A 16,653-nucleotide genomic window follows, 5' to 3' on the forward strand; every position below is an offset into this window, starting at 1 on the left:
TGGCGGGACTGCGTGCGGACGCCGGCGGGGCCGGCGATGAAAAAACTAGCGAATATTTTACCAGAGTAGCAATACAGAGCCCGATTGCACACGAGTGTTCAGCGGCCGGCCCTCGCGCTTTCCGCCTGCTTGCGGATCGTCTCCAGCGTGGCGTTCGGGGTGATCAGGTTGCCGTCGTAGCGCAGCTCGATCACGGCCGGCAGCTGGTGCTGGTCGGCGTGCTCGAGGGCGCGCTGCAGGGCCGGCGCGAAATCCTCGGTCTTGTCGACGACTTCCCCATGGCCGCCGTAGGCGCGCGCCAGGGCGGCGAAGTCCGGATTGTGGAGGCCCGTGCCGGACACGCGGCCCGGATAGCTGCGTTCCTGGTGCATGCGGATAGTGCCGAACATATTGTTATTAAAGACCAGGATCACGACGCCGGCGCCATATTGGACTGCGGTCGCCAGTTCCTGGCCAGTCATCATGAATTCGCCGTCGCCGGCGAAGGTCACCACGGCGCGCTCCGGCCACACGATCTTGGCGGCCACGCCGGCCGGCACCGCGTACCCCATCGCGCCATTGGTCGGCGCCAGCTGGGTGCGCATGCCGCCGTAGCGATAGAAGCGGTGCGCCCACGAGGCGTAGTTGCCGGCGCCGTTGGTGATGATGGCGTCGTGCGGCAACTGGTCCATCAAGTCCTGCACCACCTGCCACAGGTCGAGCGGCACGCCTTCCTTCAGCAACGCGGGCTGGGCCTGCCAGGCGGCCAGCTCCATCTTGGCCTCGGCCACGCTGTCTTGCCAGGCCGTGGCGTCGATCGGTTCCATCGCGGCCAGCATGGCGCAGGCTTGCGGCATGCCGCTGGCGATCATGAGTTCGGCCTGGTAGACGCTGCCCAGCTCTTCCGGGTCCGGATGGATATGGACCAGGCGCTGGCGCGGCACCGGCGAATCGAGCAGCGTGTAGCCGCCGGTCGTCATCTCGCCCAGGCGTGGGCCGATGGCGATCACCAGGTCGGCCTCTTTCACGCGCGCGGCCAGTTTCGGATTGATGCCGATGCCGACGTCGCCGACGTAGTTCGGGTGCGCGTTGTCGAGCAGGTCCTGGAAGCGGAAGGTGCAGCCCACCGGCAGGTGATTCGCTTCGGCGAAGCGGGCCAGGTCGGCGCAGGCCTGCGCGTTCCAGGTGCCGCCGCCCAGCAGCACGACCGGCCGTTGGGCTTCTTGCAGCATGGCGCGCAGGCGGGCGATCTGTTCGCCGGACGGTGCGCCGTGCGACGGCTGGTAGGGGCGGGTGTCGGCGACTGCCGCCGTCGAGACCAGCATGTCTTCCGGCAGCGCCAGCACCACCGGGCCGGGACGGCCGCTGGTGGCCACCTGGAAGGCGCGCGCCATGTATTCGGGGATGCGGTCGGCGCGGTCGATCTGGGCCACCCATTTCGCCATCTGGCCATACATGCGGCGGTAGTCGATTTCCTGGAACGCTTCGCGGTCGACGAAGTCGTTGCCGACCTGGCCGATGAACAGGATCATCGGCGTGGAGTCCTGGAACGCGGTATGCACGCCGATCGAGGCATTGGTGGCGCCGGGACCGCGGGTGACGAAGCAGATGCCTGGCTTGCCCGTCATCTTGCCATAGGCCTCGGCCATGAATGCCGCGCCCCCTTCCTGGCGGTTGATCACGAAGCGGATGTTCGAGTCGTGCAGCGCGTCGAGCACGTCCAGGTAGCTTTCGCCGGGGACACCGAAGGCGGTGTCGACGCCGTGGACGTGGAGCGCGTCGACCAGGAGCTGGCCGCCGGTGCGGGAAGGGTGCAGGGAAGTGGAGGGCATGGGGTGCGTCATCCTTGTTAAAGAGGCTTTCCGGGCATTCTAGGTGAGCGGCCCGTGAACGGCTTTTGAAATGGCGACATCAAATTACAGAAACGGCAAGGCCATGGCAGCGCGACGGCCCGGCGCGACCCTGCATCGGGTACAATGCGCCCGTGAAGCAGGCCAGGCAGTCGCTGGTCCACGCCGCAAGGTCGTGGACGGGAGGAAGGTCCGGACTCCACAGAGCGGGGTGACGGTTAACGGCCGTCCGTTGAAAGCCGTCTGGCGCAAGCCAGCGGTATAAGGCGAGGAATAGGGCCACAGAGACGAGCGTATTAAGTTACGGTGAAACGCGGTAACCTCCACCTGGAGCAATTCCAAATAGGCACGCGTTGATGTTGCTCGCGGAGCGTGCGGGTAGGAAGCTTGAGCGCTGGAGTAATCCAGCGCCTAGAGGAATGACTGTCCATGCGTCACCGCAAGGTGGCGTTACACAGAATCCGGCCTATCGGCCTGCTTTACTTATAATTCCCGAGGCGCGTGATCCACGCGCCTTGTCGACGGTCGTCCCGGACCGCTGAGCCCTGGCGTTCCGCGCCGGCTGTGCTGTCCGGAGACGCCATTGACGCAATACATCCTCGCCCTCGACCAGGGCACGACCAGCTCGCGCGCCATCCTGTTCGACCGCGCCGGCCTGCCGGTGGCCAGCTGTCAACGAGAGTACCCCCAATATTTTCCCCAGCCCGGCTGGGTCGAGCACGATCCGCTCGATATCTGGCACAGCCAGCTCGCCTGCGCGCGCGAAGCGCTGGCGCAGGGCGGCGTCCAGGCCGCGCAGGTCGCCGCGATCGGCATCGCCAACCAGCGCGAGACCACGCTCCTGTGGGACCGCGCGACCGGCGAACCCGTGGCCAATGCCATCGTGTGGCAGGACCGGCGCACCGCCGGCGCCTGCGACCGCCTGCGCGAAGCGGGCAAGGCCGCGCTCATCCAGGAGCGCTCGGGTCTCGAACTCGATGCCTATTTCGCCGCCACCAAATTGAAATGGCTGCTCGACCACGTTCCCGGCGCGCGCAGCCGGGCCGACAGGGGCGAGCTGGCCTTCGGCACCGTCGACAGCTGGCTGGTATGGCGCCTGTGCGGCCGCCACGTCACCGATACCAGCAATGCCGCGCGCACGATGCTGTTCAACATTCACACGCTGGCCTGGGACGAGGATTTGCTGGCGCTGTTCGAGATCCCGCGCGCGCTGCTGCCCGAGGTCGTCCCCAGCGCCGGCGTCGTCGGGCTCGCCAATGAGGAATGGTTCGGCCATGCGATCCCGATCGCCGGCATCGCCGGCGACCAGCAGGCCGCCACCTTTGGCCAGGCCTGCCACCGCAAGGGCCTGGTCAAGAATACCTACGGCACCGGCTGTTTCATGCTGATGCATGCAGGCGATTCTGCTCCGGTCTCGCATAACCGCCTGCTGGCGACGGTCGGCTGGACCGTCGCGGGCCGCACCGACTACCTGCTCGAGGGCAGCGTCTTCATGGGCGGCGCCACCGTGCAATGGCTGCGCGACGGCCTCGGCATCATCCGCCAGTCGCATGAGGTGGAAGCCCTCGCCACCAGCGTGCCCGACAGCGGCGGCGTGATGCTGGTGCCGGCCTTCACCGGCCTTGGCGCGCCGCACTGGGATCCGTATGCGCGCGGCACCATCCTCGGCATGACGCGCGGCACGGGCGCCGCCCATATCGCACGCGCCGCGGTCGAGGCCATCGCCTACCAGAGCGCCGAACTGCTGGCGGCGATGCAGAAGGACGCCGCCTGCGCCGTCACCGAGCTGCGCGCCGACGGCGGCGCCGCCCGCAACGACTTGCTGATGCAGTTCCAGGCCGACCTGCTCGGCGTCGAGGTGGTGCGCCCGCGCGTCACCGAGACCACGGCCCTGGGCGCGGCCTACCTGGCCGGCCTGGCCTGCGGCTACTGGGAATCGCTGGAGGCGATCGAGGCGCAGTGGCAGGTCGAACGCCGCTACGAACCGGCGATGGATGCCGGCCGCCGCGCCGAACTGATGACGCGCTGGGGTCGGGCGGTGGCGCATGCGCGCTCCTGGGCCACGCCGGACTGAGGTCATTTGTAGCAATTTCACCACGCTGTTGCATAAAACCAGCAAAATTGAAATAGTCGGCAAAAGTGATGAAAAGCATTTGATTCCGTACGGAAACGAGGTATCATATTTTCCGAGTTGAGCAATTCTGTGTGCGTCATGGTGATCGCGCCCTCAACGACTGGAGAAGAAAAATGATGTCGACCTCGAACCGTAACCGTGTATTGGCTGCTGTCCTGGCTGCCGTCATGCCTTTCACCAGCGTTGATGCCGCCAGCCCGGCCACCGCCAAATTCGACGTGACGATGAGCGTCGTGGCCGACTGCACCGTCACCGCCACCAGCCTCGATTTCGGCCAGACCGGCCTGATCACCTCGGCCAAGAACGGTCAATCCAACTTGACTGTGACATGCACCAACACTACACCTTACAATGTGGGCCTGGATGCCGGTACCGGCGCCGGCTCGAGCGGCACGACGCGTTTCCTGTCGGGCAGCAGCGGCGCCAACACCGATAAAGTGAAGTTCAACCTGTACCGTTCGCCAGGCGCGGGCCTGTGGGGTAATACCCAGGGCACCGACACCCTGGCCGGCACTGGAAACGGCGACAAGCAGACCCTGACCGTGTACGGCGAGATCCCGGTGCAGAATGCGCCGACGCCGGACAACTACAAGTCGTCGATCACGGCATCCGTTTATTTCTAAACTGGAGTGTGCATGCGGAGTCTTCGCTGCGCCGCAACCGCTGCGGCCCGCTTTACAGCCTTTTCCATGGTCCTGGGGGCGGCCGGCCCGCTGGCGCACGCCGCCAACCTGCAGATTTCGCCGGTCTCGATCAGCTTCCAGCCGGGCCAGAACGCGGCCGGTATCCAGCTCCAGAACAATGGCGATACGCCGCTGTACGGGCAGGTGAGGGTGTACGCATGGGACCAGCGTGACGGCAACGACGCCCTGACCCCGACCACCCAGCTGGTGGCCAGCCCGCCGGTGATCGAAGTCGCCCCCAACAGCACCCAGACCATCCGCCTGGTACGCCGCGCGGGTGCGCAGGCCGCCGCCGGCGCCGCCGAACAGACCTACCGCATCCTCATCGACGAACTCCCGCGCGGCGACAGCCAGCAGGGTAACGTCGCGATCCGCCTCCAGTATTCGGTGCCGGCCTTCGTGCTGCCGGCCGACGGCCAGGCCGCGCCCAAGCTCGAATGGAGCACCTTCCAGCGCGACGGCGCCTGGCACCTGCGCGCCTTCAACGCCGGCACGCTGCACGCCCAGATCGGCGCCACCAGCGTGCGCATCGGCGCGCGCGACGTCGAGCTTTCCAAGGGCCTGCTGGGCTATGCGCTGCCGGGCCGCGCGCGCGAATGGCAGTTGCCGCCCGACGTCGCATCCGGCATGCCGGCGCCCCTGGGGATCCAGGCCTCGGTGAACACCCGGCCCCAGTCCGCCAGCGCCGCCGTCGCCAGGGACTAAGTCCTCGTGCAGCACTTGACCCGCCGCCCGCCATGGCGGGCGCTGCGCTCGTCCTGCCTGCTCGCCCTGTGCCTGACGCCGATCGCCGCCGCAGTGGCCCAGGTTGTCTCCACGCCTGCATCCACGCCCGCAGCGGCGGTGGCGGACCAGGCGGTCGAACTCTTCCTCGATACCAGCATCGACGGCCAGCCGACCGGCCAGATCGTTTCCGTCATCCAGCTGGGGTCCACCTTGCGCATGACGGTCGAGTCCCTGCGCGAGCTGGGCCTGGACCCGGCCCGCTTCGGCGTGGCCGGGCGCAGCGATTTTTCGCTGGACGAGGTGCGCGGCATGCGCTGGGCCTACGACCCCGCCCGGCAGGCCCTGGCCCTGACCCTGACCGACGCCCTGCGCGAGCAGCGCGTGCTGAGCGCACGCACGGTACGCCAGGCCGGACCGGCCCAGGCCAGCCGCGGCATGCTCCTCAACTACAATCTGTTCGGACAGAGCAGCTCGCGCTCGCTGGCCGGCACCCTCGACCTGCGCTATTTCGACCGCCATGGGTCGCTCAACAGCACGGGCGCCGCCATATTGCGCGGAGAGGGTAGGGGGTATATCCGCTACGACACGAGCTGGGTGCGCTCGTCGCAAGACCGTCTTTCGACCTGGCAGGTGGGCGACACCGTCGCCCCGGCGCTCAGCTGGACCCGCGCCATGCGCCTGGGCGGCATCGAATGGCGCCGCAATTTCGAACTGCGGCCCGACCTCGTGACCTATCCGGTAGCCTCGGTCGCCGGTTCCGCCGTGGTGCCCAGCAGCGTCGACCTGTACGTCAACGGCGTGCGCCAGTTCAGCACCGCCGTGCCCACCGGCCCCTTCGTGGTCGACCAGGTGACGGGCCTGAACGGCGCCGGCCAGGCCACCGTGGTCACCCGCGACGCCCTCGGACGCGAAGTCGCCACCACCTTGCCGCTGTACGTCGACACCCGCCTGCTGGCGCGCGGCCTGAGCGATTTCGCGGTCTCCGTCGGTGCGCTGCGGCGCGACTACGGCCTGCACTCCTTCCGCTACGGCAATGCGGCGGCGCTCGCGTCCTGGCGCCACGGCTGGAGCGATACCATGACGCTCGAGGGGCATGCCGAGGCGGGCAGCGGCCTGGTGCTGGCCGGCGCCGGCGTGCTCAAGCGCATCCCGAACGCGGGCGTGTTCAGCGCCGCGCTGGCCGCGAGCGGCGGCCGCCATCGCGGCGGCCAGGCCAGTCTCGGCTATCAATATGTGTCGCCGCGCTTCGCCTTCGACGTACAGTCGGTGCGCGCCAGCCGCAACTACGGCGACCTGGGCGTGCTCGAAGGCGTGCCGGTGCCGCGCGCCACCGACCGCGCGACGCTGAGCACCTCGTACCGCGGCAATGGCTTGAGTGTGAGCCTGATCCAGCTGCGCCTGCCGCCCGAGAACGGCCTGGGCCTGGCGCCGGATCCGCTGGGCCCCGGCGCCGGCGGCGGCACCCCGATCGGCCCGGTCGAAGAGACGCCGGGCGTCACGCGCAACGTGTCGCTGGCCTGGTCGCGCAGCGTGGGGCTGCGCGGCAACCTGAGCGTCAGTGCTTTCCAGGACCTCAAGCGCAGCGCCGAGCGGGGCATCACGTTCACGTTCAGCATGGCCTTCGATTCGCGCATCGCGTTCAACACCAACGCCGGCCGCCAGCGCGGCGAGACGGCGGCCTCGATGTCGCTCGGCCGCGCGCCGGACTTCGAGGGCGGCCTGGGCTGGGGGCTGCAGTCCGGCATGGCCGGCGCCCAGCGCTACCACCAGGCGCAAGTCCAGTATCTCGGCTCGCACGGCCGCGCCGCCATCTCGACGCAACACGTGAATGGCGGCAGCAATACCAGCCTGGACTTCAGCGGCGCCCTGGTGGCGATGGATGGCACCGTGGTCGCCGCGCGCCAGGTCGGCAACGGCTTCGCGCTGGTCTCGACCGGCGCGCCGGACCTGCCGGTATTGCATGACAACCGCGTGATCGGCCGCACCGACAGCAAGGGACGCCTCTTGGTGCCCGACCTGCAACCGTACGCCGCCAACCGGATCGCGATCGATCCGTCGTCGCTGCCGCCCGATACCCGCATCGCCGGCAGCAGCCAGGACGTGGTGCCGCGCGAATACGCCGGCGTGGTGGCGCGCTTCGAGATCGAACGCTATGCGGCCGCGACCCTGATGGTGCTCAGGCCGGACGGCACGCCGCCCGAGGTCGGCACCCCCGCGCAGCTCGAAGGCGCCGGGACCCGCGGTCAGGCCGGCGCGGTCGTGGGTTACGATGGCGTGTTGTTCGTGGAAGGATTGCGGGCGCAGAACCGGGTAACGGTCGGGTCCGGTGCGGATGCCTGCGAGGTGCGCTTCGACTACAAGCCGGTGGAGGGCGAACTGCCGACCATCGGACCGCTGGTATGCCAGCCCGTGCAAGGAAAACAACCATGATGAAGATGACGACCATGAACGTCCGGCTGCTGCGGACCCTGCCTGCAGCGGCGCTGCTGTGGCTGCTCGCCATTCCCGGCGCGCGCGCCGACACCTGTACCGCCACCATGACCGACATCGACTTCGGCGTGGTCAGCCCGATCGCCAACACCGACTACACGGCGACCGGTACCCTGAACGTGACCTGCTACTGGACCCTGCTGCTGGGCCAGTCGGCGCTGCTGCTGCCGGCTGCCAACGTCTGCGTCAACCTGGGTCCGGGCAGCGGCGGCGGCACCGGCGATCCCCGCTACCTGACCAGCGGTTCGCGGCGCCTCGGCTTCAATCTGTACGCCGACCCGTCGGCCACCTCGGCCTGGCTGTGGGGCGGCAACACCAGCACCATCGGCGCCAAGCCGATCTCGGGCGTCCTGGTCGGCCTGCTGTCGCTGGGCGGGGTGACCCAGAGCGTCACGATCTATGGCCGCATACCGGCTGCCAGCCTGTCCGGCGTCGGCACCTCGGGCAATACCGACACCTTATACACGGCCAATTTCGCCGGCCATGGCACGCTGCAGTACTCGTTCGGACTCGGCAAGTCGTGCACCGCCGGCGTCACCGAGTCGTTCGCCTTCCAGGCGCGCGCCACCGTGACCAATAACTGCCTGATCAGCGCCAGCAACCTGGTATTCGGCTCGGGCAGCCCCTTGAGCGAACGGCGCGCCAGCGCGCCCCTGAGCGTGACCTGCACCGCCAACAGCAGCTACCAGGTCTCGATGAATGGCGGCCTGTCCGGCAATCCGGCGGCGCGCACCATGAAGAACAGCCTGACCGGGGAAACCCTGGGCTACCGGATCTCGTCCACGCCGGACGGCGCGATCTGGGGCGACGGCAGCGGCGGCACCGTGGTGTACACCGGCACCGGTAGCGGCGCGACGCAGAGCGTCATGATGCATGGCCTGGTGCCGCGCCAGCGCGCGCCGACGCCGGGCAACTACCGCGATACGATCACGGTGCAGCTGACGTTTTGAGGCAAAGGAAACTCCCCGCGCCAGGCGGGGAGGAAGGGCAGATCAGAACAGCTGGGGTCAGGTCTGACATTTAGACACAAGCTCAGCCTTCAAGAGCGATTTGTTGTCGAGGCCGTGTCTGAATGCCAGACCTGACCCCGTTGTTCGGCGCCGCGCCAGCGCGCGCCGACGCCGGGCAACTACCGCGATACGATCACGGTGCAGCTGACGTTCTAAAAAAAATCCCCGCGCGGGGGCGGGGATCGCAGGGCCGATCAGCGCAGCGGATCGGACGGCACCGAATGCAGCCAGCGCGCATGCACGAAGCGGGCTGCGTAGTCGAGCGCATAACCGAGCAGGCCGATCAGGATGATGGCGGCCGTCAGTTCCGAATAAGCCAGGCGGTCGCGCGTATCGAGGATGAAGTAACCGAGGCCGGCGGACACGCCCAGCATCTCGGCCGGCACCAGCACGATCCAGATGATGCCGATCGCCAGGCGCACGCCGGTCAGGATATGCGCGGTGATCCCCGGCAGCACCAGGCGCCAGACCACTTCCCATTTGGTGGCCGACAGCGAGCGCGCCAGCAGCATCCAGTTGGGGTCGAGCTGGGCCACGCCGGCGGCGGTGGCCAGCATCAGCGGCCACACGGCGGCGAAGGCCAGCAAGAAGTAGACGGGCGCGTCGCCGACGCCCAGCACCATCACCGCCAGCGGCATCCACGACAGCGGCGAGACCATGCGCAGCAGCTGGAACAGCGGCGTGCTGGCCTGGCTGAAGGCCTTCGACATGCCGGCCAGGATCCCCAAAGGCACGCCGAACAGGATCGCAAAGCCCAGGCCCACGGCCACCCGCTTGAGGCTGGTGGCCACGTGCAGCCAGATGTCCGCCCCCAGCACCATCACGTGGAAGGCCTTGAAGGTCTCGACTGGCGCGAACATCGCCGCGATCGGCGTGGTCTCTTCGAGTCCCTTGACGCCCCAGGACCACAGCAGCAGCGCGATAGCAAAGCCGGCGACCGGCCACAAGAAACGTCTCAGCATCGTCAGACCGCGATCGCTTCAAGGCGCAGGAGGTTGGCCGGCAATCCGAACTTGGCCGGGCCGCCCACGGCCTGGATCGATTTACGCACGAAGCGGTCGTCGACCAGGTCGCGCGCCACGAACTTCGGATCGAGCTTGGCCAGGAAGCTGATGTCGCCTTCGACCTTGGTCTGGCCGATGGCGCGCACCAGTTCTTCCGTATAGGACGCGAACGGGAACGGCTGGAAGTCGATGCGGCGCTGGTTCCAGGCCGGGTGGGCGACGATGCGGCGCTTTTCGTAATCCGAATAATCGGTGGTGGCCAGCACCTTGGTCAGCGCCTGCAGATTGTGCGGCGTGTACTTGTTGGGGCCGGTCGCGGCCAGCAGCTTGGCCGTCTCGACCTGGTTCGAACGCGACCACAGCTGGGCGTTGACGATGGCATTGGTCACGCGCTGCGACCATTCCGGCTTGTCGTTCAGGTCGCGCTCGGCCAGGAAGGTCACGCAGCAGGCGTGGTTTTTCCAGACGTCGCCCGAGAAGCGCAGCACCTTGCCGATCTTGGCATTCTCGGCCGCCGCATTGAACGGCTCGGCCACGATGTAGCCGGCGATCGACTTGGTCGCCAGCGCCGACACCATCTCGGACGGCGCCAGGACGATCAGGTTGACCTCGTTGGGCTTGAGCGCGGCGCCGCGCGCGCGGGTGACCACGCTCAGCTTGTTCGCGGTCAGGATCTTCTGCAGCAGGATGTTATGGATCGAGTACCAGAACGGGATCGCGACCGTCTTGCCGCCCAGCTCAAGCACCGAGTTGATCTCGTTCTGCACCGTCAGCGCCGAACCGTTGATGTGGTTCCAGGCCACCACCTTGGCCGGGAATTTCGAACCGTAGCGCACCCACAGGGTCGCCGGCGACAGCAGGTGGATCACATTGACCTGGCCGGCCACGAAAGCCTCGATGATCTGGGCCCAGCTGCGGAACAGGCGCGGCGTCTCGACCTTCAGGCCCTGCTGCTCGAACAGCTTGCGGCCGTGCGCCACCAGCAGCGGCGCGGCGTCGGTGATCGGCAGGTAGCCGATCTTGACCGGCTGGTCGTCGCCCTTGAAGTTCTGCGCCGCGGCCTCGCCCGCGAACAGCAGCGGCGACGCCGCGGCCGCGCCGGTCAGGGCCGACATGCGCAGGAAGTCGCGCCGGGTCATGCCGCAATCGCAGTCGGAAGAAGCGCAGATGTGGATCGAGTCGTTCATGGGTTTTCCTCTTATTTATTGTGCTTGCGTGGTTCGAAACGTCAGGCGCCTTCGCGCAGCGCCTTGATGATGTCCAGGCGCAGCCCGGCCACGCCCTCGGCGTATTCGTGGCGCGGCCGCGGCAGGTCGACCTTCCATTCGCGGACGATTTTGCCTGGCTGGCCGGGCTGCACCGCCATCAGCAGGATGCGGTCGGCGACCAGGATCGCTTCGTCGATATCGTGGGTCACCAGCAGGACGGCGGTATGCCAGCGGTGCACCAGGTCGACCAGCAGGGTCTGCATCTCGGCGCGCGTGATCGCATCCAGCGCCGAGAACGGCTCGTCGGCGAACAATAGCTCGGGCTGGCGCGCCAGGGCGCGCGCCAGCGCCACGCGCTGGGCCTGGCCGCCGGACAGCTGGGCCGGATAGGCATGCGCGCGCGCCGCCAGGCCGACCGCCTCGATGGCCTCGACCACCCGCTGCTTGCGCGCGTCGCGGGCGATCGCCGGCTGGCGCGCGAAATCCAGGCCGAAGCCGACATTGCCTTCGACGTTCAGCCAGGGCAGCAGGCTCGGTTGCTGGAAGACCAGCGCCGCGCGCGGGTGTGGTTCCAGCAACGGCTCGCCCAAAAAGCTGACCTGGCCGGCCTGGGCCGGGCTCAGGCCGGCCAGGCCGCGCAGCAGGGTCGATTTGCCGCAGCCGCTGCCGCCCAGCAGGCACACGATCTCGCGCTTGTCGATGGTCAGCGAAATGTCGTCGACCACGGTCTTGCCGCCGTAGCCGATACGCAGGCCGGAGGCGGACAGCGCGGTCGCGCCTTGTTCGAGCACGGGCGCCGTCATGCCGCGCCGTGCTTCGCGAGTTCGACCTGCAGCTGGGTCAGGCTCGGGGTGACGATCGGGATGAAGGCCGACTCGCGCCAGCGGCGCGCGAAGCTGCGGTCGCGGTCGACCAGGTAGGCGCGGCCGCCGCTGGCCTGCAATTCGAGCATCACGGCTTGCTGGACGGATTCGGCCAGCGCGATGCGCAGCCGGAACATCGGGGCCGCAGCGGTCTTGAAGCGGCCATCGGCCACGCCATCCTTGAGCTGCGTCACCAGGTCGTCCAGCGCCACTTGCTGGGCCACGATGCGCTCGAGCAGCGGGCCGCGCATGGCGGTCGACAGCGCATGCGCCGCGCGCAGGCTGGCGCGCGCCAGGCCGATCGACAGGCCGCACTGCAGGCCCAGGAAGGACGGGCGCACGCCCGGCAGCCAGGCGCGCGCGTTCGGATGCAGCACTTCGCCCTCGCCGATCTGCACGCCCTCGATCTTGACGGCGGCGGTATTGCTGCCGCGCAGGGCCATCAGTTCGAGGTCGGGACTGCGCGTCACGCCGGCGCTGTCGCTGATGAAGGCGACCACCGCGGGCGGCAGGTCGCCGGCGGAATTGACGGCGGCGGCGGCGATGAAGCCTTCCTTGCGCAGATTGGTGATCCAGGCCAGCGAACCGTCGAGCTGCCAGCCGGCGTCGTTCGGGGTAGCCGTGATCTGCAGCGACTCGATCCCGGACAGGAATTTCATCGCGTTCGACAGGCCGGTGGCGCCGGCGAACTCGCCGCGCACCAGTGGGCCGATCCAGCGCGCGCGCATGGCCTCGTTCGGGCTTTGCAGCAGGTATTCGATGAAGGTGCGCTGGCCCCAGAACACGAAGGCGGCGGTGACGGAATATTCGGCCACGGCCGCGATGGCGTCGATTGCGTCGATCGTGGCGCCGCCGCTGCCGCCCAGGTCTTGCGGTACGCCGACGGCGAACAGGCCGGCGCCGGCCAGGCGCGGCACGACTTCGCTCGCCAGCGCGGGCGTGCTGTCCAATTCATCCGCATTGGCCTGCAGCCACTCGGCCAGGGCTGGCGGCAGCGCCGTTTGTTCGCCGTTTGCCATCAGATGGCTCCGCTGGCGAAGGGTTGCAGCTGCGGGTTGATCGCGCTGCCGGCCAGGGTGTTGGCGAAGTTGCACAGGGTGGCCAGGCTGATGCCCAGCACCACTTCCAGCGCCTGCTGGTCGTTGTAGCCGGCGGCCTTGAAGGCGGCCAGCGCGTCGTCGCTCACGCCGCCGCGGGTGGCGATGACGGCTTCCGAGAACCGGCGCACGGCGTCGAGTTTCGCGTCGCCGGTATCCTGGCCTTGCTGCATGGCGCGGACGGTCTCGACCGGCAACTGGGCCTTCTTGAGGGCGATGGCGGTGTGGCCGGCGATGCAGAAGTCGCAGCCGTGGATGCGGGCGGCGGTGATCTGCACGACTTCGCGTTCCGGCAGCGTGAGGCTGGTCTCGGCGTTGATGCCCGACACCGTCATATAGGTCTGCAGCGCCTGCGGCGAATTGGCCAGCACGCCGATCAGGTTCGGCAGGAAGCCGTTGTTGGCGACGGCCTTGTCCACGAACGGACGGCTGCCTTCAGGCGCGGTTTCTTGGGTATGCAGGGTCAGGCGGGACATGGCGGATCTCTCTATCAAAGCGTTGGGTCCGTCATTTTAGCGGCGAATGAAAAACACGTTTGGACACACCCGTCCTTGTTTTCTGCTCGATCGTCCGAATCGGCCCGGTCGGTGACGTCTTGACGTGGACGTGCCGGCCGCGCCGGAAGGTGCCCGGATGCTCGCCCATCACCTTATGGAAGGCGCGCGAGAACGCCGCGTACGAGTTGTAGCCGACATGGCCGGCCGTGCGCTCGACCGTCTCGCCACCATGCAGGCGCTGGGCCGCGATTTTCATGCGCAGCAGCAACAGGAACTGCGCCGGCGCCTGGCCGCTGGCCTCGCTGAAGTGTTTATAGAAGCTCGAGCGCGACATATGGGCCGCGCGCGCCATGTTCTCGGTCGACCAGTCCGATCCGGGCTCCTGCATCATGCGGTCGAGCAGGGGCGAGAACTCGGGGCGGCTGGCCACGGCCAAGAGGCCCGTGGCGATGTCTTGCTGGCGCGCCACGTGGCGGATGACATAGAAGAACATCAGCTCGGCCAGGCGCGCCACCAGCGGCGACGGCGCGTCGGGATCGCGCGCCGGCTCGGCCAGGATCAGTTCGAACAGCGCGTTCAGGGCCTGCAGCGACGGGTCGTCGGCGCGCAGCACCAGGCTGTCCGGGAAGGAGTCGGCGATCAGCGTGCTGAGCGCGCTGCGAAAGTGGAAGAAGCCGCAGGCCAGGGCGATGGCGTCGGGCGCGGCCTGGCCGAGCTGCTGCATCGGCTGGCCAGGGGGAGCGCTGGCCGGATCTGGGTCGGGACTGAGGAAGTGCGGCGTATCGCGCAACATGAACACGCCGTCGCGCGCGCGCAAGTGGACCGGCGCGCGGCCTTCGGCGTGCAGGTAGCACTCGCCATGCAGCACCAGGTGGAAGCTGCCCAGGCCGCGGCCGGCGGTGGACGCCTGCCAGCGGCCGCAGTACTGGCCAAGGTGGAATACCGTCGCTTCCAGCTGCACGCTGTCGATCAGCCAGTGTACCAGGCGGTCGGCATTGTCCGCGGCTGCGTGGGTGTCGGGAGTAGGGGCGGAATGATTCACTCAGCCATTATCGATGGCGCTTGTCCAGCGACCTACGAAGAAAAGCTGATATGCAAATAAGGAAAACGTCTTAGAAGTAGACGGTAACGCGGCGTGCCTCGAGGTCAGCGCTACGCTGGGAAGGTGCGGCGCTGGAATCGAGCAGGTAGGGCGTGCCCGGGCTGGCGCAGGCGACGTCCACCGAGCGGGCCACGCTGACCGAGCAGGTGGCGACGATCTCAAAGCGCGCCTCGAAGCTGGCCGACACCACGCGCGCGTCCGCCACGGCCGGCAGGGCCAGGGTGACGGCGGCCAGGCTGGCCGCGAGGAGACGGGATGCGCGCAACATGATGGTGGAAGCCGAGAATTGCCGGGTAAATAGTCGATGAACCCATCATAACGGCTTTATAGGCAGCTTGCGCGTCGCCGCGCCGGCATCGGCGAGACTGATATCAATTGTGTATTTTTGCTTTTGCGGGTTTGTTCAACAGATCGCGGACGCCGGACGATGCGGACGGCGCCAATGGACACGTTTAGGTTAACGTATTATCACGAAAGTGTTCGGATTTACGGAATTGGCGCTGGAATTAGAAAAGTGACTCTAAAGAAATATTTGTTTCTCAAGAACAACGTTTCAGCCCAATAGGCCGTGTACCGCATTGAGCAATTCCAGCGGACTGAACGGTTTGACCACGTACAGGTCGGCCCCGGCCGCCATGCCGGCCGCGATATCGCTTTGCTGGCCGCAGGCCGACAGCAGGATGACCTTGGTTGCCGCATGGCGCGGATCGCGCCGCAGTTCGGCGCATACGTCGAGGCCGCTGGCGCCGGGACCGAGCCAGATGTCGAGCACGACCAGGTCGGGGTGCTCGTCGGCAAGCCGGGCTAAAGCCTGCTCGGCATTGGACGCTTCGACGATGCGTCCCAGCGACTGCAGGGTGAGCGAGATCAGCAGGCGCAGTTCGTCCTGGTCGTCGACGACGAGGATCGTCCTGCTCATGGTCTCGTGCGCGCCTCGACGGGCGGATGGCTTGTTACTTGCGGTGACGGGAATGCGGACATGACAGCTCCCTGATGGGCCGGACGCGCGCTGCGCCGGTGGTCAGCATAGCAGTTTACGTTTACGCGCGCACCAGGCCGTTCTCGACGGCGCCGCGCAGTTCGCCGAAAGGCACCGGCTTGGGGAAGACCGGAATGTCGGTGGGCAGGCCCATGGCCTTGATCGTCGCACGGTCCAGGCCGCTAACGACGATCATGTTCATGCCGGCCGTGCCGCTGTCCTCGCGCAGCGTGCGGATCATGCGGAAACCGTCCATGCCCGGCATGTTCAGGTCGCTCACCAGGAGGTCGGGGCGCTGCTCGCCGATGCGGATCAGGGCTTCGAAGCCATTATTCGCCTTGACCACCTCGAAGTCCAGGCCCCAGCCCGCCATCTCGAGTTCATACAGGCGCAGCATCAGGGGATCGTCGTCGACCACCAGTACCCGCGGCTTCCCCGGCGCCGGCGCGCTGGCTGGCGCCGGAGGCGCGCCGATGGCGATGCGCCGGCCATCGACCAGGCGGTTCACCGATTCCACCGTGATGCGGCGATGGCCGCCGGCGGTGCGCCAGGCCTGCAGCGTGCCGTTTTCCACCCACAGCTGCACCGTGCGGTGCGAGACGCCAAGGGTGGCCGCGGCCTCCTTGGTCGAGCAATAGTCCGCGGCATTGTAGGTCGATGCCGGCTGCAGGTTGGTTGGGGTGTTCATATTTTCCGATCTTACGTTTTTAGTTTCCCAAAGTCAAAATAGTTAACTGTGGATAGTGCGTAGTGCGCCACAGTTGTAAGCATCCGCAGGCCGCAACCGGCTTCGCCGATACCAACGAGGTCATTGGCTGGATGCCCATACAGTGGTCTTCCGGCCTCAATAGTTGTTTCTTTACGTCAATATTTTTCTTCTCATTGACGTTGCTCAAACGTAAACATCGTCTGTACAACTCAGGCCTTTCATTCACTACGACGGCTAAGTCCCTAATTTTAAGGGACATTTTGTTGAGCCGGGTGCCGCGCACCTGCGCCTAAGTCCTTGGTTTCATTGGAAAAAGTCGAAT

The 16,653-nt window shown here is 67.2% G+C and carries 15 protein-coding genes and 1 other RNA gene; 6 read left to right on the top strand and 10 right to left on the bottom strand.

Features of this window, described 5'->3' with window-relative positions; all coding sequences use genetic code 11:
• Positions 1–98: 98 nt before the first annotated feature.
• Positions 99–1,811, bottom strand: coding sequence for a thiamine pyrophosphate-binding protein (locus AC3A6F_RS01340; RefSeq protein ID WP_487678178.1), 1,713 nt, complete (start codon positions 1,809–1,811; stop codon positions 99–101).
• Between the two features lie 154 nt (positions 1,812–1,965).
• Between AC3A6F_RS01340 and rnpB the strand changes: the two genes are divergently transcribed.
• From rnpB to AC3A6F_RS01370, 6 genes are all read left to right on the top strand, one after another.
• Positions 1,966–2,314: RNase P RNA component class A (gene rnpB, locus AC3A6F_RS01345), an RNA gene on the top strand.
• Positions 2,315–2,412: 98 nt separating this feature from the next.
• On the top strand, positions 2,413–3,903 hold the full coding sequence (gene glpK, locus AC3A6F_RS01350; protein WP_487678179.1) for a glycerol kinase GlpK: 1,491 nt from the start codon (positions 2,413–2,415) through the stop codon (positions 3,901–3,903).
• Between the two features lie 173 nt (positions 3,904–4,076).
• Positions 4,077–4,586 carry a Csu type fimbrial protein gene (locus AC3A6F_RS01355; protein WP_487678180.1) on the top strand — a complete coding sequence of 170 codons (510 nt, stop codon included), beginning with the start codon at positions 4,077–4,079 and terminating at the stop codon, positions 4,584–4,586.
• Positions 4,587–4,598: 12 nt separating this feature from the next.
• Positions 4,599–5,351 (top strand): fimbrial biogenesis chaperone, encoded by a 753-nt coding sequence (locus tag AC3A6F_RS01360; protein ID WP_487678181.1) that lies wholly within the window; start codon positions 4,599–4,601, stop codon positions 5,349–5,351.
• A gap of 6 nt (positions 5,352–5,357) precedes the next feature.
• The gene (locus tag AC3A6F_RS01365; RefSeq protein WP_487678182.1) at positions 5,358–7,802 is read left to right on the top strand and encodes a fimbria/pilus outer membrane usher protein; all 2,445 of its coding nucleotides are present in this window, start codon (positions 5,358–5,360) and stop codon (positions 7,800–7,802) included.
• Complete coding sequence (locus AC3A6F_RS01370) at positions 7,799–8,812, top strand: Csu type fimbrial protein (protein ID WP_487678183.1); 1,014 nt, start codon at positions 7,799–7,801, stop codon at positions 8,810–8,812. The genes AC3A6F_RS01365 and AC3A6F_RS01370 overlap by 4 nt, the downstream gene beginning before the upstream one ends.
• 254 nt (positions 8,813–9,066) lie before the next feature.
• Here the strand turns inward: AC3A6F_RS01370 and AC3A6F_RS01375 are convergent, their stop codons facing one another.
• The 9 genes from AC3A6F_RS01375 to AC3A6F_RS01415 form a co-directional block, all read right to left on the bottom strand.
• Positions 9,067–9,834, bottom strand: a complete 768-nt coding sequence (locus tag AC3A6F_RS01375; protein ID WP_487678184.1) for an ABC transporter permease — start codon at positions 9,832–9,834, stop codon at positions 9,067–9,069.
• A 2-nt stretch (positions 9,835–9,836) separates the two neighbouring features.
• Entirely contained in the window at positions 9,837–11,063 is a 1,227-nt protein-coding gene (locus AC3A6F_RS01380; RefSeq protein ID WP_487678185.1) for an ABC transporter substrate-binding protein, read from the bottom strand.
• Positions 11,064–11,104: 41 nt separating this feature from the next.
• Positions 11,105–11,887 (bottom strand): ABC transporter ATP-binding protein, encoded by a 783-nt coding sequence (locus AC3A6F_RS01385; protein ID WP_487678186.1) that lies wholly within the window; start codon positions 11,885–11,887, stop codon positions 11,105–11,107.
• On the bottom strand, positions 11,884–12,966 hold the full coding sequence (locus AC3A6F_RS01390; protein WP_487678187.1) for an acyl-CoA dehydrogenase family protein: 1,083 nt from the start codon (positions 12,964–12,966) through the stop codon (positions 11,884–11,886). The genes AC3A6F_RS01385 and AC3A6F_RS01390 overlap by 4 nt, the downstream gene beginning before the upstream one ends.
• Positions 12,966–13,520 (bottom strand): carboxymuconolactone decarboxylase family protein, encoded by a 555-nt coding sequence (locus AC3A6F_RS01395; protein ID WP_071360305.1) that lies wholly within the window; start codon positions 13,518–13,520, stop codon positions 12,966–12,968. Before AC3A6F_RS01395 ends, AC3A6F_RS01390 begins: the two co-directional genes overlap by 1 nt.
• A gap of 31 nt (positions 13,521–13,551) precedes the next feature.
• On the bottom strand, positions 13,552–14,583 hold the full coding sequence (locus AC3A6F_RS01400) for an AraC family transcriptional regulator (protein WP_487678188.1): 1,032 nt from the start codon (positions 14,581–14,583) through the stop codon (positions 13,552–13,554).
• 70 nt (positions 14,584–14,653) lie between these two features.
• Positions 14,654–14,911: a hypothetical protein gene (locus AC3A6F_RS01405; RefSeq protein ID WP_487678189.1), complete on the bottom strand. Its 258-nt coding sequence runs from the start codon at positions 14,909–14,911 to the stop codon at positions 14,654–14,656.
• Positions 14,912–15,196: 285 nt separating this feature from the next.
• Positions 15,197–15,562 carry a response regulator transcription factor gene (locus AC3A6F_RS01410; RefSeq protein WP_487678190.1) on the bottom strand — a complete coding sequence of 122 codons (366 nt, stop codon included), beginning with the start codon at positions 15,560–15,562 and terminating at the stop codon, positions 15,197–15,199.
• A gap of 121 nt (positions 15,563–15,683) precedes the next feature.
• Positions 15,684–16,310: a response regulator gene (locus AC3A6F_RS01415; RefSeq protein WP_487678191.1), complete on the bottom strand. Its 627-nt coding sequence runs from the start codon at positions 16,308–16,310 to the stop codon at positions 15,684–15,686.
• Positions 16,311–16,653: the final 343 nt, after the last annotated feature.

Source organism: Massilia sp. Soil_C_3 (genome assembly GCF_057657035.1).

Excerpts from the sequence above, each read along its gene's own strand:
- AC3A6F_RS01375 (WP_487678184.1), bottom strand. The coding sequence starts at position 9,834 with ATGCTGAGACGTTTCTTGTGGCCGGTCGCCGGCTTTGCTATCGCGCTG.
- AC3A6F_RS01355 (WP_487678180.1), top strand. The coding sequence starts at position 4,077 with ATGATGTCGACCTCGAACCGTAACCGTGTATTGGCTGCTGTCCTGGCT.
- AC3A6F_RS01415 (WP_487678191.1), bottom strand. The coding sequence starts at position 16,310 with ATGAACACCCCAACCAACCTGCAGCCGGCATCGACCTACAATGCCGCG.
- AC3A6F_RS01385 (WP_487678186.1), bottom strand. The coding sequence starts at position 11,887 with ATGACGGCGCCCGTGCTCGAACAAGGCGCGACCGCGCTGTCCGCCTCC.
- AC3A6F_RS01360 (WP_487678181.1), top strand. The coding sequence starts at position 4,599 with ATGCGGAGTCTTCGCTGCGCCGCAACCGCTGCGGCCCGCTTTACAGCC.
- AC3A6F_RS01370 (WP_487678183.1), top strand. The coding sequence starts at position 7,799 with ATGATGAAGATGACGACCATGAACGTCCGGCTGCTGCGGACCCTGCCT.
- AC3A6F_RS01410 (WP_487678190.1), bottom strand. The coding sequence starts at position 15,562 with ATGAGCAGGACGATCCTCGTCGTCGACGACCAGGACGAACTGCGCCTG.
- AC3A6F_RS01340 (WP_487678178.1), bottom strand. The coding sequence starts at position 1,811 with ATGCCCTCCACTTCCCTGCACCCTTCCCGCACCGGCGGCCAGCTCCTG.
- AC3A6F_RS01405 (WP_487678189.1), bottom strand. The coding sequence starts at position 14,911 with ATGTTGCGCGCATCCCGTCTCCTCGCGGCCAGCCTGGCCGCCGTCACC.
- AC3A6F_RS01390 (WP_487678187.1), bottom strand. The coding sequence starts at position 12,966 with ATGGCAAACGGCGAACAAACGGCGCTGCCGCCAGCCCTGGCCGAGTGG.
- AC3A6F_RS01395 (WP_071360305.1), bottom strand. The coding sequence starts at position 13,520 with ATGTCCCGCCTGACCCTGCATACCCAAGAAACCGCGCCTGAAGGCAGC.
- AC3A6F_RS01380 (WP_487678185.1), bottom strand. The coding sequence starts at position 11,063 with ATGAACGACTCGATCCACATCTGCGCTTCTTCCGACTGCGATTGCGGC.